We start from the raw sequence: 22,250 nt of genomic DNA, 5'->3' as shown, positions 1-22,250 counted from the left end.
ATTCTCCATAGACGGAAAGACACCGATACGCTTATGACCGGCACCCGATACCACTTGGAAATACAGCCGCGGATCCCAGAACGCCTTGCGCGTCTCCAGGAACTCGCCAGCGACCTCATGTACAGCTGGAACCGGCAGGTGCGCGGACTATTCTATCGTCTTGATCCAGAGCTGTGGGACCGCTGCGGTCACAACCCCAAGGTGTTCCTGCGCCAGGTCGCGCAGCAGCGCCTGGATGACGCGTCCGAGGACCGCATCTACCTGGAAGAGTACAACCGGGCACTGTCGGTCTATGACACCTACCAACGCGAAGAGGTGCGCAGCGGAATCGAACAACATCTCGACCCGGAAACGGACCTGGTAGCCTATTTCTGCGCTGAATTCGGACTGCATGAAAGCCTGCCGATCTATTCCGGCGGTCTCGGCATCCTGGCCGGCGACCACTGCAAGGCGGCGGGCGACCTCGGCCTGCCCTTCGTCGCGGTAGGCATGCTCTACCGCCAGGGCTACTTCACCCAGACCATCGATGGACATGGCAATCAGGTGGCCCATTACCATCCCACCGCGTTCGCCGACCTCCCGGCCGAGCCGGCCCGGGACGCCAGCGGCGCGGAACTGCGCGTGCACGTGGAATTATCCGGGCGCCAGGTGGTTCTGCGGGTATGGCAGGCGCGAGTCGGGCATATCCGCCTCTACCTGCTGGACAGCGACACGGATCAGAATGGCGATGCGGACCGTTCCATAACCTACCAGCTGTATGGGGGCGACAACGTCACCCGGATCCAGCAGGAAATCGTGCTGGGCATCGGCGGCGTACGGGCCCTGCGTGCATTGGGCCTCAATCCGACCGTATGGCACATAAACGAAGGCCACCCGGCGTTCCAGATCCTGGAACGCTGTCGGGAGTACGTCAGCGAAGGCATGGACTTCGACAGCGCATTTGAACGCGTTGCCAGCGCCACCGTATTCACCACCCACACTCCGGTACCCGCTGGCCACGACATCTTCGACCATAGTCTGGCCAGCACCTACCTGAGCGGATTCGCCGCCCAACTAGGGATCGAAATGGAGCAGTTCCTGTCCCTGGGGGCGAGTCCCAACAACCAGGGTGGTTTCAACATGACGGCTCTGGCGATGCGTGGCTCGCGTTCCCAGAACGGCGTGAGCCGCATCCATGGCTCGGTCGCGTCGCGCATGGAGGGCTACGTGTGGCCGCAGATCCCACCCGATGAGAACCCGATCCGCTACGTGACCAACGGCGTCCATGTGCCGACTTTCCTGGCGCGTGAATGGGTGAACCTGCTGGACATGCGTCTGGGCAGCGAATGGCGCAGCGAACTACTCAACGAGGTGTATTGGGAACGGATTGACGAGATCCCGAACTACAGCTACTGGAGCCTGCGCCAGTCATTGAAATCGGAATTCCTGACCGACGTGCGCCGCCGTGCGGTGATGCAGCATCGCCGCAACGGATGCAGCGCATCCCAGATCGAACGCCTCACGCGCTACCTCTCGCCCGAGGAGATCAACATCCTCACTCTGGGCTTCGCGCGCCGGTTCGCCACCTACAAGCGCGCGACCCTGCTGTTCAGCGACCCCGAACGGTTGGCGCGGATCCTGAACCATCCGGAACGTCCGGTGGTATTGATATTCGCCGGCAAGGCACATCCGAACGACCTGCCGGGCCAGCACCTGATCCAGGTTATCCACGAGTTCTCCCTGCGTCCTGAGTTTGAGGGCAAGATCGTGTTACTGGAGGGTTATGACCTGGCGCTGGGACGCAAACTGGTCACCGGCGTGGACGTGTGGGTCAATACTCCGGAATACCCCCTGGAGGCAAGCGGGACGTCAGGACAGAAGGCCGGCATCAACGGCGTACTCAACCTCAGTGTGCTGGACGGCTGGTGGGGCGAGGGTTACAACGGCGAGAACGGCTGGGCCATCACGCCCCACGGGCCCGGATTCGATGCCAGCTACCGCAACCGGGAGGAAGCCCAGGAGCTGCTCGACATCCTCGAGCACCAGGTAATTCCGCTCTATTACAATCGTAACAGCCATGGCTACTCCGAAGGCTGGGTGCGCATGTCCAAGGCGTCGGTCAAATCCCTGATGCCCAGATTCAGCGCGGAACGCATGGTGATGAACTACGTGACGGAGTACTACGGGCCGGCGCGGCGGCATTCACGCCTCTTGTCGGAGAACGGCGGCGCGCCCGCCCGTGAACTGGCGACATGGAAGAAGAAGATCGAACGCGCTTGGCAAAAAGTGTCGTTGCGCCGCATCGACGTGACACCTCAGGAAATCGCAGCGGGCGATCCCCTGCCGATCCGGGTCGCGGCGCAACTCAGCGGCCTGGACACGCGCGACGTGGTAGTGGAGTGCCTGGTGGGCACCGAGTCGCTGAACGGAGAGTTTCAGCTCCACGAGCGCCTGCAACTGGAACCCGAGGGCGAGCGCGTGAAAGGGGAAACGGTGTTCGGGTTGAACTTTCACCCGAGCCTCTCCGGGCTGATGTGCTACAAGCTGCGGATGTACCCCTACCACCAGCTGCTCGGCCATCCCTTCGAGACCGGCTGCATGGTCTGGTTGTAGCGCTCAATACGCGTCACCAATCTGCTGCACAAAATCGGGGTCATCGCCCACGCCTGCGGGGTGCGCAAGCGGCGCGGGTTACGCCGTTTTCATGCCCGTGTCGTGGGCCGTGACAGCCGATCGCGGGCCCTCGGCGAACTCTACCCGGACCTGGCACGCCGGCGAATGCGCGCGCCACAGGAAACATCTCGGGCTTTGTGACGCGATTCTGCGGACGCTCGTGCGGGCTTGATCCAATCGGCCGCGCACGACGCCGGCGTCGCTGGGTGTCAACCGTTCGCAGGCACGCGTCCGTAGAGCCGGATCAGGTGGCGCATACGCGACGCCGCGTCCTGGGGAAACCAGTCCCAGGCAAACCGCCAGCGCCAGTTTCCGTGCGTGGTCCCAGGCCGGTTCATCCGGTGGTCCGCACCGAGGCACAGCACGTCCTGAAGAGGCAGTACCGCCAAACGCGCCACCGAGGCCAGCGCGCTGCGGATCAAGGGCCAGGGCATCGGCTCCGAGGGATGGCCGAGATATTCCCGCACCGCGTGGCGCCCGTCCTCCGGCAGCCCATCAAACCAGCCCAGACTCGTGTTGTTGTCGTGGGTCCCGGTATAGACCACGCCGTTCTCTTCGTGCCGGTGCGGAAGGTAGGGGTTGTCAGGCGCCCCGTCGAAGGCGAACTGCAGAACCTTCATGCCCGGGAAGCCGTAACGCTGGCGCAGGGCCTCCACCTGGGGCGTGATCAGTCCCAGGTCCTCGGCTACCAAGGGGATGCGTGGACCCAACGTCTTCTGCAGGGTCCGGAACAAGGCGTCGCCAGGCGCCTGTACCCAGCGCCCTTCCATCGCGGTGGGCGCATCCGCCGCGATTTCCCAATACGCCTCGAAGCCACGGAAGTGGTCGATGCGCATCAGATCGAACCGCTTGCTCTGGGTACCGACCCGCTGCACCCACCATCGGAACCCATCTCCTTCCATCCGGTCCCAGCGGTAGTGCGGGTTGCCCCAACGCTGGCCGGTAGCCGAGAAGTAGTCGGGGGGCACCCCGGCAATGGTTACTGGACACCCGTGTTCATCCAGCGCGAAATACTCGCGCTGCGCCCACACCTCCGCGCTGTCGTAGGACACGAAGATCGGCAGATCACCAAACAGCAGAATGCCGCGCTCGTTGGCATAGGTGCGCAGCAACCGCCATTGACGATGGAACAGGAATTGCGTGAAGCGGATCCGCTCGATCGCGTCGCCCAATTCGCGCCGCACACGCGACAGGGCCTTGGGAGCGCGGTCGCGCTGGCCGCGCGGCCATTGGTTCCAAGGCTTGCCGTCGTGGGCGTCGCGCAAGGCCTGAAACAGGGCGTAGTCCTCCAGCCAATCGGCGCTCTCCGCAAGAAATACGTCGTATTCGGCACGCTCCGCCCCGTTGGCGCGGGACATGAAACCGGCGCACGCAGCGACACAGGCCAGCCGCGGGTCGCCGAAAGCGGGATCGGCTGCGTCCAGCCAACCCCACTGGACAAGCAAGGTGCGGCTGATCAGCCGCGGGTCGCCGGCGTTCACCGACAGACACTGGTAGGGAGAGCCGTCCTCGTGGGTCGGGCCCAATGGCAGGGTCTGCCAAACTCCGAAGCCTGCGTCCTGCAGGAAGTTGACGAACCAGTAGGCATCCGGACCTAGATTGCCGCTGGGATCCGGGCCGGGTAGCGAGGTAGGATGCAGCAACACACCGGCGCGGCGCCGGTCCAGGACCTCTCCCGCCTCCGTCACGACTGGGCCTGACCCGGGCGCATGGTCCCACCCGCCCGCGGTGCGCCGCCACCGTGGGTGAACGGCTGGTCCAGATAGGATGGCGGCTCCTTGCCCAGGAACCGGTACAGGGCGGACAGGTGCCGGCGGTAAAGACTGTCGAAGTCCCGCACCGTGTCCGCGGGATTATAGTCGCCGAACCACCAGAACCAGTCGGAACCCTCGCAGATCGCCAACTGCTCCAGGGCCTTGGCGCATTGCTCGTCGCTCAGTTGGCCGGAGGCAAACGCCGCGTCATAGGTGCGCTTGGCGGCCCCCAGCATATCCCAACCGCGATTTTTGTCGGGATCGCCGATCCAGGTGGAAAACGTACCGTACACCCAGCTGCCGGCGACCAGACGCGGTAGTTCGGCAGGCGGCCCCGATCCAGCCAGGGCAGCGGAGAACGTGGTGAGTTCCAGTTGCGGGTGCTCCGCGAGACGCCGGTACAAGGCGCTCAGAAAATGATACCCGTTTTCCGGGTAGTACTCCCAGGCGTTTTCTCCGTCCAGCACAATGGACACCACCGCATTCGGCCGCTCACGCGAGGCCCCGGCGATCGCCTCCAGGTGATGCACCAGATTGGCCACCGCATCGTCCGCGTGCCAATCGGAATAGGTGAAGCCGATCAGATCCGACAAGCCATCGTCACGGAAAAAGCACGCGATGCGCCCGTCCTTCAAGCGGTAGGGCTGATGCACCGTATAGGCCCCCTCCGGATCCGTGGCGGCCCCGGAACGCCGGTTGCAGCTGTTCGCCAACACGCCCTGCCCGCTCGCCGTCCACTGGAACCCGTGTTCTTCCAGCAGCTTCAGCGTGGCTTGGCTGACCCCACCCTCCGACGGCCAGCACCCCTTGGGAAGCATGCCGAAATGCCGTTCAAAACACTCGATGGCCGCGCGCACATGCCAGCGGGCCCGGTCCCGGCCTCCGGGATAGCCCTCTAGCATCGGTAACGGCACGTCGGGCAAGGCCTCGCGTGCGCAGCCCAGCTCCAACAATAACGGCAGGATAGGATGGGCGTAGGGGCTGACCGCCAACTCCACTTGGCCGCGCTCGGCGAGGACCCGGTAACGCCCAATGAGCCCGGACAACTGCTCGCCGATCACCCCAAGCAACTGGCGACGATCGGCCAGGGTGTATCCTGTCGCCTTGTTCTCGAGGCGCTTGATCCGGGTGTCCTGGCGCCGCACGGTCTCGCCGGTCCACGCCAGGTGGTACCACACCAGCAGATCCGCGAGATACTGGTCGCTGGCGTATTCCACGCCCGCGGAGATATCCCCTAGACAATGCGCCAGTTCGACCAGGCGTTGGTAGGCCGGAAACCGGCCGATAAGGCGATTGGGATTGGCCCGCAGGCAAGCGGCGATCAGATCGGCCCGCGCCTCGGACCCGGAAGGACCGTCCGGGCCGGCGAGTGCCGCCAGCAGCGGGTCGCGAATCTGCGCGCCGTTTTCCAGATGAGCGCGCACCTGCCGCGCATAGTCTTCGATCTGCTCCAGCAACACCGGCGCGAAATTGACCACCGCCCGCGCCGCCGGCACCGCCTCCAGGTGCGCGGCCATATCCACGTAGTCTTTGATCCCGTGCAGGTAGGTCCACGGCAACTGGTAACTGTCGCGGATCAGGTCGCGATACTGCGGCTGATGCATGTGCCAGCACAGCACCACCTTGAGGCGCGGCTCACCGGACATAGTGGCGGACCTGCCCGAGCATTTCCGGGATCACGAGCGTAACCCCCTTCTCTGAAACGTAGAACCGCTTGGCGTCCTCTTCCGGATCCTCACCGATGACCATTCCTTCGGGAATCCGGCAGCCGCGATCGATCACGGCACGGCGGACCCGCGCATGACACCCGATATCCACGTCCGGGAGCACCACCGAATCCTCCACCAGCGCGTGGGAATGAACCTTGACGTTGGAGAACAGCAATGAATGCCGCACCGTCGACCCGGAGATCAAACAGCCGCCGGACACCATGGTATCCACCGCCATCCCGCGGCGGTCATCGTTGTCGAAGACGAACTTCGCCGGGGGCAACTGTTCCTGATAGGTCCATATGGGCCAGCGTTCATCGTACAAATTGAGCTCCGGCGTGACACCGATCAACTCCAGGTTCGCCTCCCAGTAGGCATCCACGGTCCCCACGTCCCGCCAGTAGCTCTGGCGCCCACTTTGCACATCGCGGAACGGATAGGCCACCACGCGGTAGCGGTTGATTACCGACGGTAGGATATCTTTTCCAAAGTCGTGGGTGGAATCGGTCAGATCCGCGTCCCGGATCAGCTGCTCATACAGGAACCGGGTATTGAACACATAGATGCCCATGGAAGCCAGGGCCCGGTCTTCGCGGCCGGGGATCGGCTGCGGATGCTCGGGCTTCTCGCTGAACCGGACCACGCGCCCATCCGTGTCTACGCTCATCACACCGAAGGCCCGGGCACGCTCCACCGGGACTTCGATGCAGCCCACGGTAAGATCCGCGCCGGAATCCACATGGTGGGCGATCATCGGGCCGTAGTCCATTTTGTAGACGTGGTCACCGGCCAGGATCAGCACATACCCGGGATCATGCCCGCGGATGATGTCGATATTCTGATAGACCGCGTCGGCGGTCCCGGAGTACCAGGAAGCGGTGATGCGCTGCTGGGCAGGCAGCAGCTCGACGAACTCGCCGAATTCGCCGCGCAGGAATCCCCACCCCTTCTGGATGTGTTGAATCAGGGAGTGGGCCTTGTACTGGGACAGGACGCCGATACGACGGATCCCGGAATTGATACAGTTGGAAAGGGGAAAATCGATGATGCGGAACTTCCCGCCGAAGGGTACCGCAGGCTTGGCTCGCCACATGGTCATGTGTTTAAGCCGCGAGCCGCGCCCACCGGCGAGGATCAACGCCAAGGTATCCCGGGTCAGCAGACTGACGAAGCGGGGCGTCGAATCTAGGTTCATCCTGAGCCTGCCCTTGGTGGGTTGCAGCTGGAATCTGGGCCGGCCTGGCACACCGGCGGGGTCGGCAATGGTCCGTCCGGACCGCAGTGGCCAGCCCGGGAACCCAAGCTCCGGCCCGCAGCTGACGCAACGCCCCACCTGTGTGTGATGCGTGTCCACCCGGACCGGTCCCACCGGCGCCCACGAATCTTCCGAGCCCCATCTATGGTACCATCAATTTTCAGGGCTTTGTCACCCACGGAGGACGGCGTGTCCCGGAACCTGGACCAACGCTTGACGACCGCCCTAGGAAACGCTAACGGCCGCCTGTCCACTGACCTGGAGCGGGTCCTCGCGGCACGTCACCACGACCCGTTTGCCGTGCTTGGACTCCACCACGAGGACGGCCAGGAAATCGTACGCGCATTCCTGCCGGACGCTCGCGATGTGCGGATCGCCGAGACCGGCGCGCACCTCGAACGGATTCCCGAGACCGACCTGTTCGAATGGCGCGGTTCCGGCGCGCACACACCGGACCGTTACCAGCTGCGCTGGTACGATTCCCAGGGCACGGAACACGAAGCCTACGACCCCTACTGCTTTCCTCCTCTACTCGGGGATTTCGATCTCCACCTGTTCGGCGAAGGCCGCCATTGGCACGCCCACCGATTCCTCGGCGCCCACGTGCTCGCGGTGGAGGGAATTTCCGGGGTCAGATTCGCGGTCTGGGCACCGGGGGCCGAACGGGTTAGCGTGGTCGGGGATTTCAACGCCTGGGACGGGCGTCGCCATGCCATGCGCGTGCGCGGCTCCAGCGGGGTATGGGAATTGTTCTTACCCGGGTTGGGCGCCGGGCTCCTATACAAGTTCGAGATTCGCAACCGCGAGAGCGGGGCCGTGTTCCTCAAAACCGACCCCTACGGACGGCGCTTCGAACAACGCCCTGCCACTGCTTGTGCGGTCGAAAACCCGATCGACTACGGGTGGAACGACGCCGAGTGGATGCACCGGCGGCGTGAGACCGATTGGTTGCACGCTCCGATGTCGGTCTACGAGGTCCACTTGGGGTCCTGGCGCCGGCGCGACGAAGGCGGTTTTCTCAATTACCGGGACTTGGCCCACGCGCTGGTGGACCATGTCAAATCCCTGGGTTATACCCATATCGAATTATTGCCCGTCACCGAGCATCCGCTGGATGCCTCCTGGGGTTATCAGGCCACCGGCTTCTACGCGCCCACCAGCCGCCATGGGTCGCCAGACGACTTCCGCTATTTCGTGGATCGCTGCCATCAGGAAGGGATCGGCGTATTTCTGGACTGGGTGCCCGGTCATTTCCCGCGCGACACCTATGCCCTGGCCCGGTTCGACGGCAGCGCCCTCTACGAGCATGAGGATCCGCGCCGCGGCGAACACCGCGACTGGGGTACTCTGATCTTCAACTACGGTCGCAACGAGGTGCGCAACTTCCTGCTCTCTAGCGCGATGTTCTGGCTCGAGGAATTGCACATCGACGGGCTGCGAGTGGACGCGGTGGCCTCCATGTTGTACCTGGACTACTCGCGCCAACCCGGAGACTGGGTCCCGAACATCTACGGCGGAAACGAGAATCTGGAAGCGATCGAATTCCTGCGCCAACTCAATCAGGTCACCCACGGCCAGCAACCCGGCACCCTGATGATGGCCGAGGAGTCCACCGCCTGGCCTCAGGTAACCCGCCCCACCTGGGTCGGCGGCCTCGGATTTAGCATGAAGTGGAACATGGGATGGATGCACGACAGCTTGGTCTATATAAGCAAGGACCCCGTCCACCGGCACTATCACCACGATCAGCTCACTTTCGGTTTGCTGTACGCCTTTACCGAGAATTTCGTCCTGCCTTTTTCCCATGACGAGGTGGTGCACGGCAAGCGCTCCATGCTGGACAAGATGCCGGGCGACGAGTGGCAGCGGTTCGCCAACCTGCGTCTGCTCTATACTTACATGTTCACCTACCCGGGGAAAAAACTGCTGTTCATGGGCAACGAGTTCGCGCACGGCTGCGAATGGAACCACGAGCGGTCGCTAGACTGGTATCTGCTGGACTATCCCAACCATCGCGGAATCCAGCAACTGGTCCAGGACCTGAACCACCTTTACCGGCGCGAACCCAGCCTGCATCGCTACGACTTCGAACCCCGGGGCTTCCAATGGATCGACTGCCACGACGCATCCCAGTCGGTACTGAGCTACCTGCGGCTGAGTGAGCATGAACTGGTGGCCGTGGCGCTGAACTTCACGCCTGTCGTGCGTCGGGATTACCGCTTGGGCGTGCCCCATCCGGGCTACTATCGAGAGATCCACAACTCCGATTCCGAGTACTACGGAGGGAGCAACGTCGGCAACGGTGCCGGCGTGGAAGCGGAGGCGATACCCTGGATGGGACAACCCTATTCGATCCGGCTCATCCTGCCACCCCTGGCGGCGATCGTACTCAAGCCTGCAAGCGCGGCATGAACCCATGCCATGGGATCCAAGCCCGGAGGATTCCTGATACAGCCGTAGCCGTGGCACGCCCAAGAGCTACATACCGGGCGCGCACTCATCGCCGTAATCGTCGACGCGCAGAACGCCGGCGAGTGCGCAGATCTGTTGGTGTTATTCACGACTGCGACTGACGAGGTCCCACGGTGGCCGGGGGATCGCGCCACGGAACCGGTCCGGCGCGCCCGATCCACCGCCCGCCCGTGGCGCTCTAGCCGTGCCTGCTGGTACCGGCGCTGGCGGGGTCTCGCACCGGGGCCGACACACACCAACGGCTGGGTTCGCGCGCGGGCCGCGTGATCCCAGCGGGACCTTCGCCACCCTCCGCGACCCTCAGATCATGTGCCCTAGGCGAAGTCCCCGAGACGCACCGGCTGGCGCCGGGCTCCCCAGTCGCCGGGGCGCGCCTCGAACACCCCGGCGCAGGCCGTGCCGCAGGACGGGCAGCGTCCCTCCCCGGTCAAGGCCCAGCCGGTGATCACGTACCAGTCCCGGCCAATGAGTTTCGTGCCGCAACCGTGGCAATAGGTACTGCCGCCGTCCTCGTCATGGACATTGCCGGTATAGGCGTAGCGCACGCCGTTTTCCAGCGCAATAGAACGCGCCCGTTTGAGGGTAGCTTCCGGCGTGGCGGGTCGATCCAGCATCTTCCAGTCTGGATGGAACGCCGTGAAGTGCAGCGGGACATCCGCACCCAGATTCTCCACCACCCAGCGCGTCATGGCCTTCAATTCCCGGTCCGAATCGTTCTCGCCGGGAATCAACAGCGTGGTCAATTCCAACCATACGCGGGTCTCGTGCCTGAGATACATCAACGTGTCGAGCACCGGACGCAGATGACCGCCGCAAACCTTCCAGTAGAAACGCTCGGTGAACGCCTTGAGATCCACATTGGCCGCGTCAATGTGGCTGAATAGTGCGCGACGCGGGGCATCGCAGACGTATCCGGCCGTAACCGCCACTGAACGGATCCCGTATCCGCGGCACGCCTCCGCCACGGCAGTCATGTATTCCAGGAAAATCACCGGATCGTTGTAGGTGTATGCGACGCTGCGGCATCCGAGCTCCCGGGCCGCCCGCGCGAGGGTCTGCGGCGTCGCCTGATCCGCGAGGGTGTCGACCGCGCGGGATTTGCTGATATCCCAGTTCTGGCAGAACTTGCAGGCCAGATTGCAACCCGCGGTGCCGAAAGAAAGCACCGGCGTGCCGGGCAGAAAATGGTTCAAGGGTTTTTTCTCGATGGGGTCCATGCAGAAGCCGCTGGAACGCCCATACGTGGTAAGCACGACCGCCCCATCCCGGTTCGCGCGCACGAAACACAGGCCGCGCTGGCCCGCGTGCAGGCGGCAGGCCCGTGGACACACGTCGCACTGTACCCGTCCGTCGCTCAGCGCATGCCAGTAGCGCGTCGGCACCATACCGGAGGCCTCAGAGACGGGGGCGGCACGGGACATCGGGAGTCTCTCCTCGCCAGAAAACCGACTGGCGGCGGCACAATTACTATAATACTGGATAACGGTCAGTCCGGTCGCCGGGAGCGGCCCCAGACGGCCCGGCGGTAGGGAGCCCACGCAGGTGAGCCCGATGATCCGAACCCGTGCGCCGGCGGTAGCCGGCCGGTTCTACCCAAGCAACCCGCGGGAACTCCGGACCCTGGTGCGCCAGTTGCTGGCCGCGGTGCCTGGATGCGATGCCGCGCCCCCCAAGGCTCTGATCGCGCCTCACGCCGGTTATGTCTATTCCGGCCCCGTGGCAGCCTCGGCCTATGCCCGTCTCACCCGGGCCCCGAACCGGATCCGCCGAGTGGTACTCCTGGGGCCCTCCCACCAGGTTGGGTTCAGGGGGCTGGCGGCCCCTGGCACTCACCGTTACGCCACCCCTCTCGGGGAGATCCCGGTGGACCAGGGCGCGCTGGACTGTGTCTTATCCCTCCCCCAAGTGGCGGAGCGAGAACGGGCACACGCCGGGGAGCATGCCCTAGAGGTTCAGCTACCCTTCCTCCAGGAGTTGCTGGGCCCGTTTCAATTGATGCCATTCGTTGTGGGCGATGCGAGCGCCGCGGAGGTAGCCGAGGTACTGGACGTTCTGTGGGGCGGGCCGGAGACCCTCATTGTAGTCAGCTCCGATCTGAGCCACTATCACGACTATCAGACCGCGCGGCGCCTCGACACCGCGACCTCCCGGGCCATCGAGGCACTGGCGCCGGAAAAGATCCAATACGAACAGGCCTGCGGCCGCGCCCCCATCAACGGGCTGCTCACCGCGGCCCGCCAGGGGGGGCTCAAGGTGGAAACCGTCGATCAACGCAACTCCGGCGATATAGCGGGTCCATGTGACCGCGTCGTGGGGTACGGCGCCTATGCCTTCCACTGAGCCAGCGGGCCTGTCGTCCCAGGACCGGGACGCGCTATTGCGGGTCGCGCGGGAGTCCATCGCCCACGGCTTGGAATACGGCCATCCCCTCACCGTGGATCCGTTCCAATTTTCCGAACCACTGCAGGTCGCGTGCGCAACCTTCGTGACCCTCAAACAGGCCGGGCAGTTGCGCGGCTGCGTCGGCGCCCTGGAAGCCAGCCGCCCCCTGGTACAGGACGTGGCGCAAAACGCCTACGCCGCGGCGTTCCGGGACCCGCGATTTCCGGCCCTCACCGGAGATGAGGCCGCCGCGCTGCATATTCACATCGCAGTGCTGAGCAGCGCGCAGCCGCTGGAAGCACGCGATGAGGCGGATCTGCTCCGGCAACTGCGCCCGGGGATCGATGGCCTCATCCTGGAGGAGGAACATCACCGTTCCACGTTCCTACCGGCAGTCTGGGCACAGATCTCCGACCCGGCCACCTTTGTGCGGGAGTTGAAACAAAAGGCCGGACTCGCGCCTGACTACTGGTCCGACACGTTGCGGGTGTACCGCTACACCACCGAGTCGTTTCCCGTCTAGCCGCCTTCGCCCTGCAGCACCTGGAACGACCGCGCGGCCAATCCACCGTCAATTCCTGGGCCCGGCGTAACGCCCGCCCACCAAATTCGCGTCGTGATGGTGCCCGGCGAAAAATTCCCGCGCGATCCGGCGTCGTTACGATCCACGACAATCCTTGCCCCACGAGACTCAATCACAACCCTGCGACCTTCTCCACCCAAACACCCTGGGGATCGGGACGACAAGCAGCCCCCGGCCGCCGCATGTCCTCCTACACCGTTGGCGCACCATCGTTATCTCGTGCCACACTGCGGCACGACCCGCGTTTTTCGTTTGGGGGGTCTTGACGACTTTACACAGCCCCGGTAGAGTATGGTTAATTTCGCTTGTTTCGGGGCCGGCGCACCACGTCACTCAAAACTACGGTGGAGGCGCGCAGCACACCTCCACCAGTAACCGGGTAGTTTAACCGCAGCGGCTTTGTTCCAGCCCCCCCGGCGATACCCGAGTAGCGACCCATCACCCGCCGGACCCGATCGACAGACCGGCGCACGCGCCACCCCCCCGCAGAATCAGGCAAGGACGCCGCCGAGCAAGCCGCGGCAGGAATTTCCGCGACGTACGGCGGCTTCCAAGGCGTTGCGGGGTTTGGACAGGCTTATGAGGGGGATCCGGAGTGGCCGCCTCGATCCCGATTCCTGCAGAGGTCGCACCAAATGGATACTAAAATTTCGGTACTGGCCGCGGCCCTATGCGCCGTGACGATCGCCGCATCGTCACCGGCACAGGCCGCGCTCTACAACTTTCAGAACATCGACGTTCCGTTCAGTGGCGCCCATAACTCCGCCGCCACCGCCATCAACGATAGCGGGCAGATCGTAGGCTACTACTTCGACACGGCGGGCAATGAGCTCGGCTTCCTAGACGACCACGGGACCTTCAGCGTAGTCAACGATCCGTTGGCAGTGGGCGATACGCGCGCCTACGGCATCAACAATAACGGACAAATCGTCGGCCATTATTATGACGCGACCGGTGGACGGCACGGCTTCCTCGATACCGCTGGCTCTTATACGACGCTGGACTACCCTGCCGCGCAATGGACCTTCGCGCGCGGCATCAACGGAACGGGCAACGCGATCGTGGGGTTCTACTATGCCTCATTCCAGAACCACGCGTTCCTGTACGACGGCAGCAACTTCACCTCGTTAGGCGATCCCAGTTGGAATGCCAGCGCAAGCTACGCCTGGGGTGCCAACGACGCCGGCCAGATCGTGGGCTATTACGTCGGCACCGGCGGCCAGAATTTCGGTTTCGTGGACACGGGCGGTACCTACACGACTCTGCAGGTTCCCGGGGCGACCGATACCTACGCCCGGGGCATCACCAACACCGGCCTGATCGTCGGCAATTACCGGACGGGCTCGGGTACCTACGGCTTTCTCTATGACAGCAAAGCCAACAGTTACACTACCATCAGCGATCCAAACGGCGTGGGTTTCACCACCGCCCTGGGCATCAACGGCAACGGCCAGATCGTCGGTTATTACCAGGACGGCAGCGCTGTGCATGGCTTCCTCGCGACCCCGGTACCGCTGCCGGGCAGCGCCCAGTTAATGGGCACGGGTCTGCTGGGCTTGCTGGGCTGGCAACGGCGCAACGCGGCTCGACCGCGGGCCACGGGGAGCGCAACGCCCCGTGCCGCGCGCCCATGAAACGGGATCGTTCCCCAGCGCGCCGGCGCGCGGCGTAGGCGGCAACGCCGGTACGGTCTGACGGCTGGACGGCGCCGAACCGAGCTACCCGGCCATGTCTCCGAACACCGAAGCGGCTGTCACTGGCGATCGGCGATTGGGAACGCGCCTAACGACACTCCCCCCGCGAGCCATCGGCACACACCCGGCCATCAGTCCAGATCGCCTGATCGAGGCGCGCGCCCGCGAGTTTCGCCCCCTGAATCCGGGCGCCGCGCAGATCCGCATATCCCAGATTGGCGTGACTCAGGTCAGTGTCCCGCAGGTCCGCCCCCCCAAGACCCGCCCCCAGCAACTGTGCATAGCTGAGATCGGCGTTGTGCAGATCGGCAGTCCCGAGGCTCGCATAGGCGAGGTTGGTTCCGAACAGATTGGCCCCCGCCAGATCCACGCCGCGTAGATTTGCGCTGCGCAGGTTCGCCCGGGTGAGGTCAACGCGAGCCAAATGCAGTCCTTCAAGGCTGCAATAGCTCCAATCTACTCCGGGCGCCGGCGGCGCGCTGCATTTGGGACTTGAAACGGCGGGCCGTGACGCGTAACGGTGAGCCAGAACGGACAACACACCCAGCGCCAACACGACTAAGACCAATACGAAGCGGTAGGAACTCCCTCTTGGGTACCCCTCGCGCAGGGTGCGGGTCTTCAAGCTGCGATGGCGCACCATCCAGTCCGGTTCCGGCTGACGCCGTTCCACGCCGCGCCGTTCCGGGGCCTCGAAGCCGTGGCCCCGGGCGCCGCGACGATCCTCGTCCCGGCGCTCGTCCTCCCGTAACCGGGCCGCCATCAGCCGTTGGCGGGCCTCTTCGTCGCCCTCCGCTTGACGGACCAGCTCCGGCGTCAATTCCGCGTGGTCGCGGATGGGCGCCCAGTACATGCGGTCGAGGCTGACCTCGTCGTTATCCTGAAGCCGGCCTACCAGTACATAGCGCCGAATAAGGCTCGCCGGAAACGGGCCGTGGACCTCGCCGCCGCGGCGCGTAAACCAGAGCTGACGGGATGGACGCGGTTCCTGTGTATCCTCGGTCATATCGTCAAGTAATGCAGGAACCGTGCCGAAGCAGTGGTCAACCTCCGTATTCAGGGCACCGCACACCACATGGAAATCACGCGTCCCTCCGCCGCTGCATCTCAGCTACCCTCCGCCAGCGGCGCCTGGACCCGCTCGCTGCAACTGGGACAGCTGCTCGCCGCCACCGTGGTGACGACGTCCGAGTCCGGACCCCATCCTCTGCTGCTGCGCATTGCGGGACGGCTGATATATGCTCAAAGCCCCACCCCACTGCCCCAACTGAAACCGGGGCAGGTCTTGCAGCTGCGGGTGGAATCCTTGGGGACACTCCCGGTCCTGAAACTCGTGGAAGAAGGCTCCCGCGGCGATCCCGTCGGCTCCGCCCTGCGTGCGCTGCTGCCCCGCCAGGGCAATCTGGAACCCCTGTTGGCCACTTGGTCGACTATGGCCCGAGGCGCCGAAAATTTGGCGCTCGCTCCGAGCTCGCTCCAGCGTCTGGTCCGGGAACTCTTCGGCCGGCTGGCCGATGAGCGCCAGATCATAACAGCGGACGGCCTGCGGCGGGCGCTGGGGGATTCGGGGCTGTTCCTGGAATCGCGGCTGCTCCAGGCCACCGGTGACGGCACCCCTGCGGGGGACCTCAAAGCCAGTCTCCTGCGCCTGCTGGCGATCCTCACCCGGACCTCGCCAAACCCGCAGGGCACGCCGAGCCGGGTGGGGTCGGGCGCCGGACCGGATACCGCGACCGGCAACGCCACCACCTCCCAAGACGCGGCGGCACGCGGGCTACTGGCCAGCGTGGCGGCGGACAACGCTCCGGTCAACAACCTCCGGGGAGAGGCGGAAGGGGCGCTGGCACGGATCCAACTCCATCAACTCGCCGCCCTGCCCCGGGCCGACGGCACGACCCAGTGGCTGTTCCACCTCCCGGTACGGCAAGGCGATCAGGCCCACCTGTTGGAACTGCAGGTGAACCGCGAGGGGACGCAGCGCGACGGCGGCGGCACGACCGGTCCACGCTGGTCCGTGCTGCTGCACCTCGATCTGCCGCAACTCGGCCCGGTGCACGCCCGCATCGAACTCCGCGGCGAACAGGTGAACACGCGGCTGTGGGCGGAACGTCCGGCGACCTTTCACCGTTTGCAACACTTCCTCCCCCGCCTTCAGGACGGATTGGCGCGGGCGGGCCTGGAGGTCACGGGCCTCGCCTGCCAGTGTGGCCGCGGCCCCCGGCCCACCGCGGCCTATCCGGACGCTCCGGTACTGGATCTCAAGGCATGAACGGGGATCGGGAAGTGGCGCCTGCCCTCGCCGTGGCATTGCACTACGACGGCCACGACGCGCCCCGGGTGACCGCTACCGGACACGGTCCGGTGGCGGAACGGATCCAGGCCATCGCCCGGGAGCACGGAATCCCCTTGCATGAGGACCCGCAGTTGGCGGAACTGCTGGCCCAGATCCCGCTGGGAGACGAGATCCCGCAAGCCCTCTACCTCGCAGTGGCGGAGGTCATTGCCTTCGCCTACTTCGTCTCGGACCGTACGCCCCCGGATCGGACCTGCGACCCCGCGCCCGGGGTCTGACTGCGCCGCGTCCCGCCCTCCCGGGGCCAACTGCCTGTGTCCGACTCAAGAAATCCACCAAACGGGCGAAAAGACTGCCACTGGTTCACCATCCTTGCCTACCGGAATCCGCGTGCCCGGCTGGCCGCGGCCGATCCAGTAGCCGCGGGGATGCAGCAGCCCGCCCGGCGCGCGACCGGCCGCCATACAGGAAGACCCGACGTGACCCGGGACCTCGCACACATTAAACGGATGCGGATCCTGATCGCGGATGAGGCACCGACGCGCTTGGCCGCAGCGTTGAGCCGAGCCGGCTTCCCGAACGTCACCACCGCCCGCACTGCCGGGAAAACCCTGGACCAATTACGCAGTCGCGAACATAGTCTGCACGGAACCGTCGACGCCGTGCTCATCGGAGTCCGCCTCACGGATCTCGACGGCGCGGGCCTGTGCCGCACCCTGCGCGCCTATCGGGAGTGGCGTTCGATCCCCATCATCCTAGTCACCGATCCCGCTGAGAGCGCCGGCGAGACCCTCCATGCCGCGGATCATGCCGGCGCCGACGACGTGCTTTTCACTCCGATCCGGCTGAGCGAACTGTTCTCGCGACTACTGTGGGCCCTCTCCCTCAAGCAGGAACGGGACCTGCGCCACCGCCGCGAACGCGCCCTGATGGAGGAGCTTGCCGAACGCAAGATCATGGAAGCGCGCCTGGAGTTTCTCCTGGACCACGATGCCCTGACCGGAATAGCCAACCGGCGTGGGCTGGAACAGGCGCTCGAACAGGCCGTACTCGACGCGCGTTACCAGCGGCGCAACGCCGCGCTGCTCTACCTCGACCTGGACCAGTTCAAGGTCATCAACGACACCGAGGGCCACGACGCCGGTGACCGCCTGCTGGTGGAAGTGGTGGCGGTGCTGCGCGGCCAGCTGCGTCCCTCTGATTTGATATCGCGCATCGGTTCCGACGATTTCGGAGTCCTGTTGCGGGATACGGACCAAGTGGCCGCGCGCGCCAGCGCCGAACGCCTGCGACACACCCTGGACCAGTTCGCATTCGCCACCCGCGCCCGCCGCTACCATATCAGCGCGAGCATTGGGGTAGCGATGGTGGAATCCGACCGCATCGTCAGCACCGGGCAAATCCTCGGGCGCGCCGATCAGGCGTGTTTCATCGCCAAAAGCAGCGGACGTAACCGGGTACATGTATACCAAGCGGATGACCGCAGCACGCTGCACCAGTTGCGCAGCGACGCCTACTGGGTCCCGTTGATCCGCGACGCACTGGCCAACCAAGGCTTCCAGCTGATGTTCCAGCCGGTGCAGGACCTGCGGGACGGGACCATCAACCACTACGAGGTGCTGCTGCGCATGGAGGGAAAACGCGGCGAACTGCTGTCCCCTACGGAGTTCGTGACGGTGGCGGAAAGGATGGGTCTGATCGGTGACATCGACCGCTGGGTCCTGAATCAGGCCACCGAACTGCTGCGCACCCTGCCCGAGTCCATATCCCTGCACATCAATCTGTCCGGACACGCCTTCGTGAACCCGTCGCTGCTCACCCTAGTGCGCCAGCGACTGCGGGAGACCGGGGTCCAGGCGCAGCGCCTGACTTTTGAAATCACCGAGACCGCTGCCATCGCCGATCCCGGCCGCACCCGGCAGACAATGCAGCGCCTGCGCGCCCTGGGCTGCCGCTTCGCCCTCGACGACTTCGGCTCCGGGTTCAACTCCTACTCCCACCTCAAGCAGTTTCCAGTGGACATGGTGAAGATCGACGGCGCGTTCGTCAGCAACCTCATCTCCGACCCGGTGGACCGCGTGCTGGTGGAATCCATGGTAGCGGTGGCTCACACCCTGGGTAAGCAGACGGTGGCGGAGTTCGTAGAAAACCAAGCGACGCTGGAATTGCTCAAACAGCTCGGGGTCGATTACGCCCAGGGCTATTTCATCGGGGAACCGGCACGGGAGCTGGTGGTCAACGGCTGAGGTAGTGAACAAGAAGCCGGGGTGGTAACGGCCATCGACACGCCGCCTGCGTCCGGCAGGGAACAGACTCCGACAGGAGCTGTGGACTAGCTCGCCTTGTCCACCCGGTGCAGCGTCGCAATAAGTTCGGCCTCGGCACGAACCAGGCCGCAGGTCTTAACCAGTTCGCCGACCCCGGCACCGTGGTGCACCATGCGGATCGCCTGCGCGTAGGAGCGCTCGCCCGGATCGCGCAGTTCCAGTCGCTCCAGCTTGTCTTCCAGCCGTCGCAGTTGCCGCTCCACCTCATTCTGACGCTGATCCACCCCGATGGCGCCGGCGCACAGTGATTCGATATCGGCGCGCAGCCCGCGCACGACCTCGGCCTGTTGCCGGGCACGCCGCGCGGATACCGCCAGCGCCCCAGCCAGCACCAGCATCAACAGCCCGGCGAGCCCGAGGGGGGCATAGGTCCACAGGATCGCGGTCACGATCCGTCGCCTTCATGCATAGTCGTCCACCTTGGGTCGGTCGTCGTCATCGGGGCTGTGATCCTCCGGCTTACGTTTCTCCGGTTTGCGTGGCGGTGTCGGTGCCTGTCGACGCGGACCAGGGCCATCCCCAGGCCGCGTGGGAAAGACGGGAGGCAGCGGATTGATGTCGCCGGTCTTCGTCATGATCCATTTCCCTGCCATGCGGGCATCCCGGCCCACACTCAACTGCGGCGTGCCGCGCCGCACACCACGGAATGAAGGTCGCCTATCCGGTGGCCACCTCGTTCCATTCTTCCTCGGTCAACAGCTTGTTCAGGTCCACCAGAATCAGCAACTCGCCGTCCCGGCTGGCAACGCCCTGGATGAACTGCGCGCCTTCGTCGGTCCCTACGTTGGGCGCTGCTTCCACTTCGCTCGTGGGCAGGTCCACCACCTCCGAGACCCGATCCACCAGGATCCCCACCACTTGACCACCCACCCCTTCGATGATCACGATGCGTGTGGCGTCGTCCACTTCCCGCGTGGGCAACCCGAAACGCTTGCGGGTATCGACCACCGTCACCACGTTGCCGCGCAGGTTGATGATACCGAGCACGTAATCCGGTGCCCCCGGTACCGGGGCGATTTCCGTGTACCGCAGGACTTCCTGTACCTGCATCACCTGGATACCATAGGTTTCCTGACCCAGGTGAAAGGTCACCCACCGCACCACGGACCCAGTGACACCCTGTGCTACCTGATTCATGTCGTCCCCTCGATCGCTCGACCCGGCACCGGAATCGGGACTGTCCGCCAATTTTTTGTCATACGAGCGCCGGAACCCACTATCTGCCAGTAGACAAAGCAGGATTTGTGCCAACGCTCCGGATACTGGGGACTACCGTGGCCGTGGCCCCGGGCGTCTCGGCCACCAATAGATCCCGAAGCAGGCCCCGGTAGGCCTCCACCCCACGCGCCCGCGGCTGCGACACCGACAGGGGCACCCCCGCCCGGCTGGCTTCCCGGAACTGGGTGTCCACGGGCACCACGCCGGACCAAACCTGTTCGGGATAGCGCTCGCGCATCAGCCGCAGACTCTCGATCGAGGCCCGGGTGCGACGATCGAACAGCGTGGGGACGATCAGGGCGGGAAGCGTCCGCGCCCGCGCCCGGTTGACCATGGCCAGGGTACGCATCATGCGGTCCAGCCCCTGCAACGCCAGATATTCGCTCTGCACCGGCACGATGACCCGCTGACAGGCCGCCAGGGCATTGACCATCAGGATCCCCAGCATCGGCGGACAATCGATCAACACGTGGTCGAAGGCGCTCGCCAGACCCTCCAGGGCGCGGGCTACTACCAGCCCCATGCCCTCCCGTGCTCCAAACTGGCGGTCCAGGGTGGCAAGGGCGGTGGCCCCGGGCAACAACGAGAGTCCCTCACAGCGAGTGGGGACGATCCAGGACTCCGCCGCCTCTGGCGCGTTGCGGATCACCCCCTGGAACAGTTGGTAAACCCCCTGGTCGGCGCCCTCCGGATCCTGCCCCAGATAACTGGTGAGGGACCCATGAGGGTCGAGATCCACCAGCAAGGTCCGATGACCGGCCGCTGCCAGCAGTCCGCCCAGCGAAATGACCGTGGTGGTCTTACCCACCCCGCCCTTCTGGTTGGCAGACGCCCAGATCCGCATCATGGCCCCTTACCGCCGGGGGGCGGCCCGTGGACCGGCCCCGGTACAACGCCCGAGCCCTCGGACTTATGGCGGGAGGGTCCAGACGCCGGCTCGAGGTCCTTGAGAGTCGATGAATCAAACAGGGTGCGGGTGTCGGTCCCCGCCAGCACCACCAACACCACCCGGCGGTTTTTGCTGCGCCCTTCGGGGGTGCTGTTCGAGGCCACCGGGCGGTATTGGCCATAACCGATGGCGGCCATGCGGTGGGGTGCCATGCCGTCTTTCATGAACAGGTGCACCACGCTGGCGGCGCGCGCCGCGGAGAGTTCCCAGTTGGACGGGAAAGCGACGGTATTGATAGGCACGTTGTCGGTAAACCCCTCCACGTGGATGGCGTTCGGAAACGGTTTCAGGATTTCCGCCAGTTTGTAGAGTACCGGGATCGCGGGTGCCGCCAGGGCAGCGCTGCCGCTCGGGAACAGGATGTTGGTCTTGATCTCCACCTCCACCCAGAACGCGTGGCGTCGCACCTTGATCAGACCCGCCTTGACCAGGGGCGCAAGGTCCCGTTCGATGGCGGCCGCGATCCGTTTGAGGGACGCGGGACCCGCACCCTTGGGCGCATCGCCCAGAGCGCCCTTGAGCCCCGGGCTACCGGGAGGTGGCGGCGCCGTAACGGGCGGCGCAGCGACCGGCTGCTCGCTCCCCAGCGGATTGACTGGGGGGAGACTAACCGGCGGGGTCATGGGCGCGGACAGAACGGCGGGCTTTTGCATCAACTGGTCCTGGGCGTTAAGCGGCGCCTTGGCGATGTGTCCTACCTGGACCGGCTCCATGGAGCGCGGCGTGGAACGGAAGGCCGCCACCAGGGCATCCGACAGCACCCGGTATTTCCCTTCGTTGATGGACGAGATGGAGTACATGACCACGAAGAAGGCAAACAACAGCGTGATGAAATCGGCGTAGGAAACCAGCCAACGTTCCAGGTTCTCGTGTTCTTCGTGTTTCTGTTTGCGTGCCATGATGCCGATCGGACCGGATCCGTCCTCGATGCTGATTTGCCGGCGCTCACGCGCCGTGGTTCC

17 protein-coding genes are annotated in these 22,250 nt (G+C 64.8%); 8 read left to right on the top strand and 9 right to left on the bottom strand.

Annotated elements, in window-relative coordinates; translation table 11 throughout:
• The first annotated feature begins 33 nt into the window (after positions 1-33).
• The gene (locus B7Z66_05535; protein OYV77302.1) at positions 34-2,592 is read left to right on the top strand and encodes an alpha-glucan phosphorylase; all 2,559 of its coding nucleotides are present in this window, start codon (positions 34-36) and stop codon (positions 2,590-2,592) included.
• A 269-nt stretch (positions 2,593-2,861) separates the two neighbouring features.
• Here the strand turns inward: B7Z66_05535 and B7Z66_05530 are convergent, their stop codons facing one another.
• Genes B7Z66_05530 through B7Z66_05520 form a run of 3 tightly spaced genes read right to left on the bottom strand, consistent with a single transcriptional unit; the run spans position 2,862 to position 7,310 of the window.
• Positions 2,862-4,340, bottom strand: coding sequence for a 4-alpha-glucanotransferase (locus B7Z66_05530; GenBank protein OYV77301.1), 1,479 nt, complete (start codon positions 4,338-4,340; stop codon positions 2,862-2,864).
• A complete protein-coding gene (locus tag B7Z66_05525) occupies positions 4,337-6,052 on the bottom strand; it encodes a glycoside hydrolase (GenBank protein OYV77300.1) in 1,716 nt (571 codons plus the stop codon). The genes B7Z66_05530 and B7Z66_05525 overlap by 4 nt, the downstream gene beginning before the upstream one ends.
• On the bottom strand, positions 6,042-7,310 hold the full coding sequence (locus B7Z66_05520; protein OYV77299.1) for a glucose-1-phosphate adenylyltransferase: 1,269 nt from the start codon (positions 7,308-7,310) through the stop codon (positions 6,042-6,044). The genes B7Z66_05525 and B7Z66_05520 overlap by 11 nt, the downstream gene beginning before the upstream one ends.
• Before the next feature lie 204 nt (positions 7,311-7,514).
• Between B7Z66_05520 and B7Z66_05515 the strand changes: the two genes are divergently transcribed.
• Positions 7,515-9,782: a 1,4-alpha-glucan branching enzyme gene (locus B7Z66_05515; GenBank protein ID OYV77298.1), complete on the top strand. Its 2,268-nt coding sequence runs from the start codon at positions 7,515-7,517 to the stop codon at positions 9,780-9,782.
• Positions 9,783-10,156: 374 nt separating this feature from the next.
• On the opposite strand, the gene B7Z66_05510 is transcribed toward B7Z66_05515, so the two are convergent.
• Positions 10,157-11,263 carry an AmmeMemoRadiSam system radical SAM enzyme gene (locus B7Z66_05510; protein ID OYV77297.1) on the bottom strand — a complete coding sequence of 369 codons (1,107 nt, stop codon included), beginning with the start codon at positions 11,261-11,263 and terminating at the stop codon, positions 10,157-10,159.
• Positions 11,264-11,384: 121 nt separating this feature from the next.
• Here B7Z66_05510 and B7Z66_05505 point away from each other — a divergent pair, with 121 nt between their 5' ends.
• The 3 genes from B7Z66_05505 to B7Z66_05495 all read left to right on the top strand — a co-directional run bounded on the left by B7Z66_05505 (position 11,385) and on the right by B7Z66_05495 (position 14,441).
• Entirely contained in the window at positions 11,385-12,182 is a 798-nt protein-coding gene (locus B7Z66_05505; GenBank protein OYV77296.1) for an AmmeMemoRadiSam system protein B, read from the top strand.
• The gene (locus B7Z66_05500) at positions 12,169-12,747 is read left to right on the top strand and encodes an AMMECR1 domain-containing protein (GenBank protein OYV77295.1); all 579 of its coding nucleotides are present in this window, start codon (positions 12,169-12,171) and stop codon (positions 12,745-12,747) included. Before B7Z66_05505 ends, B7Z66_05500 begins: the two co-directional genes overlap by 14 nt.
• A 695-nt stretch (positions 12,748-13,442) precedes the next feature.
• Positions 13,443-14,441, top strand: a complete 999-nt coding sequence (locus B7Z66_05495) for a hypothetical protein (protein OYV77294.1) — start codon at positions 13,443-13,445, stop codon at positions 14,439-14,441.
• Between the two features lie 148 nt (positions 14,442-14,589).
• On the opposite strand, the gene B7Z66_05490 is transcribed toward B7Z66_05495, so the two are convergent.
• Positions 14,590-15,507 carry a hypothetical protein gene (locus tag B7Z66_05490; GenBank protein ID OYV77293.1) on the bottom strand — a complete coding sequence of 306 codons (918 nt, stop codon included), beginning with the start codon at positions 15,505-15,507 and terminating at the stop codon, positions 14,590-14,592.
• 33 nt (positions 15,508-15,540) lie between these two features.
• On the opposite strand from B7Z66_05490, the gene B7Z66_05485 reads away from it, so the two are divergent.
• The 3 genes from B7Z66_05485 to B7Z66_05475 all read left to right on the top strand — a co-directional run bounded on the left by B7Z66_05485 (position 15,541) and on the right by B7Z66_05475 (position 19,040).
• Positions 15,541-16,770, top strand: coding sequence for a hypothetical protein (locus B7Z66_05485; GenBank protein OYV77292.1), 1,230 nt, complete (start codon positions 15,541-15,543; stop codon positions 16,768-16,770).
• Positions 16,767-17,072, top strand: a complete 306-nt coding sequence (locus B7Z66_05480; GenBank protein OYV77291.1) for a hypothetical protein — start codon at positions 16,767-16,769, stop codon at positions 17,070-17,072. Before B7Z66_05485 ends, B7Z66_05480 begins: the two co-directional genes overlap by 4 nt.
• A gap of 150 nt (positions 17,073-17,222) precedes the next feature.
• Positions 17,223-19,040: a hypothetical protein gene (locus B7Z66_05475; GenBank protein ID OYV77290.1), complete on the top strand. Its 1,818-nt coding sequence runs from the start codon at positions 17,223-17,225 to the stop codon at positions 19,038-19,040.
• An 86-nt stretch (positions 19,041-19,126) separates the two neighbouring features.
• Here the strand turns inward: B7Z66_05475 and B7Z66_05470 are convergent, their stop codons facing one another.
• The 4 genes from B7Z66_05470 to B7Z66_05455 all read right to left on the bottom strand — a co-directional run bounded on the left by B7Z66_05470 (position 19,127) and on the right by B7Z66_05455 (position 22,187).
• Complete coding sequence (locus B7Z66_05470; protein ID OYV77289.1) at positions 19,127-19,510, bottom strand: hypothetical protein; 384 nt, start codon at positions 19,508-19,510, stop codon at positions 19,127-19,129.
• Positions 19,511-19,778: 268 nt separating this feature from the next.
• Positions 19,779-20,258 carry a chemotaxis protein CheW gene (locus tag B7Z66_05465; GenBank protein OYV77288.1) on the bottom strand — a complete coding sequence of 160 codons (480 nt, stop codon included), beginning with the start codon at positions 20,256-20,258 and terminating at the stop codon, positions 19,779-19,781.
• Between the two features lie 79 nt (positions 20,259-20,337).
• Complete coding sequence (locus B7Z66_05460) at positions 20,338-21,183, bottom strand: cobalamin biosynthesis protein CobQ (protein OYV77329.1); 846 nt, start codon at positions 21,181-21,183, stop codon at positions 20,338-20,340.
• Positions 21,183-22,187, bottom strand: coding sequence for a hypothetical protein (locus B7Z66_05455; protein ID OYV77287.1), 1,005 nt, complete (start codon positions 22,185-22,187; stop codon positions 21,183-21,185). The genes B7Z66_05460 and B7Z66_05455 overlap by 1 nt, the downstream gene beginning before the upstream one ends.
• Positions 22,188-22,250 lie beyond the last annotated feature (63 nt).

The organism is Chromatiales bacterium 21-64-14, assembly GCA_002255365.1.
Classification (GTDB): Bacteria; Pseudomonadota; Gammaproteobacteria; order 21-64-14; family 21-64-14; genus 21-64-14.
Note: the sequence above shows the minus strand (reverse complement) of the source record. Positions and strands in the feature narration are given on the sequence as shown.

What these genes read in the sequence shown, in the direction of transcription:
- B7Z66_05535 (OYV77302.1), top strand. Translation starts at nt 34, where the DNA reads ATGACCGGCACCCGATACCACTTGGAAATACAGCCGCGGATCCCAGAA.
- B7Z66_05525 (OYV77300.1), bottom strand. Translation starts at nt 6,052, where the DNA reads ATGTCCGGTGAGCCGCGCCTCAAGGTGGTGCTGTGCTGGCACATGCAT.
- B7Z66_05520 (OYV77299.1), bottom strand. Translation starts at nt 7,310, where the DNA reads ATGAACCTAGATTCGACGCCCCGCTTCGTCAGTCTGCTGACCCGGGAT.
- B7Z66_05515 (OYV77298.1), top strand. Translation starts at nt 7,515, where the DNA reads ATGGTACCATCAATTTTCAGGGCTTTGTCACCCACGGAGGACGGCGTG.
- B7Z66_05510 (OYV77297.1), bottom strand. Translation starts at nt 11,263, where the DNA reads ATGTCCCGTGCCGCCCCCGTCTCTGAGGCCTCCGGTATGGTGCCGACG.
- B7Z66_05500 (OYV77295.1), top strand. Translation starts at nt 12,169, where the DNA reads ATGCCTTCCACTGAGCCAGCGGGCCTGTCGTCCCAGGACCGGGACGCG.
- B7Z66_05495 (OYV77294.1), top strand. Translation starts at nt 13,443, where the DNA reads ATGGATACTAAAATTTCGGTACTGGCCGCGGCCCTATGCGCCGTGACG.
- B7Z66_05490 (OYV77293.1), bottom strand. Translation starts at nt 15,507, where the DNA reads ATGACCGAGGATACACAGGAACCGCGTCCATCCCGTCAGCTCTGGTTT.
- B7Z66_05480 (OYV77291.1), top strand. Translation starts at nt 16,767, where the DNA reads ATGAACGGGGATCGGGAAGTGGCGCCTGCCCTCGCCGTGGCATTGCAC.
- B7Z66_05475 (OYV77290.1), top strand. Translation starts at nt 17,223, where the DNA reads ATGCAGCAGCCCGCCCGGCGCGCGACCGGCCGCCATACAGGAAGACCC.
- B7Z66_05465 (OYV77288.1), bottom strand. Translation starts at nt 20,258, where the DNA reads ATGAATCAGGTAGCACAGGGTGTCACTGGGTCCGTGGTGCGGTGGGTG.
- B7Z66_05460 (OYV77329.1), bottom strand. Translation starts at nt 21,183, where the DNA reads ATGCGGATCTGGGCGTCTGCCAACCAGAAGGGCGGGGTGGGTAAGACC.
- B7Z66_05455 (OYV77287.1), bottom strand. Translation starts at nt 22,187, where the DNA reads ATGGCACGCAAACAGAAACACGAAGAACACGAGAACCTGGAACGTTGG.